This window comes from Mesorhizobium sp. BHbdii (assembly GCF_053848045.1).
Genome location: NZ_JBSPKX010000086.1, coordinates 1 through 587, shown reverse-complemented (window position 1 = coordinate 587; position 587 = coordinate 1). Strand labels below are relative to the sequence as shown.

At 61.2% G+C, this 587-nt stretch carries 1 protein-coding gene; it reads left to right on the top strand.

Annotated features, from left to right (window positions below; genetic code table 11):
• Window positions 1–587, top strand: a 587-nt coding sequence (locus ACWTU8_RS31975) for an FGGY family carbohydrate kinase (protein ID WP_455851273.1), incomplete at both ends; no start/stop codon positions are given.

The following is a 587-nucleotide window of genomic DNA, read 5'->3' as shown; positions in this document are numbered from 1 at the left end:
GCCTCCGGCTGGGTCGAGCATGACCCGGAAGAGATCTGGGGCAGCATCGTGACGACCGTGAGGGCGTCGCTGAAGGCCGCTGGTCGCGAGGCTTCGGACGTCGCCGCTATAGGCATCACCAACCAGCGCGAGACCGTCGTCGTCTGGGACAGAGCGACGGGTAAGCCGATTCACAACGCCATCGTCTGGCAGGATCGGCGCACCACGCCGCTGTGCCAGAAACTGAAGAAGCAGGGGCTGGAGAAGAAATTCACGCGCAAGACCGGCTTGCTGCTCGATCCCTATTTCTCGGGCACCAAGATCGCCTGGATACTCGACAAGGTGAAGGGCGCCAGGAAACGCGCCGAGAAGGGCGAATTGCTGGCCGGCACCATCGACAGTTTTCTGATCTGGCAGCTGACCGGCGGCAAGGTCCACGCCACCGACGCCACCAACGCTTCGCGCACGCTGGTCTACAACATCGCGGAAAACGCTTGGGACGACGAGCTTCTGGCCATTCTCAACGTCCCGGTAAAAATGCTGCCTGAGGTCAAGGACTGCGCCGATGACTATGGAATGACCGAGAAAACCCTGTTTGGTGCCGAGAT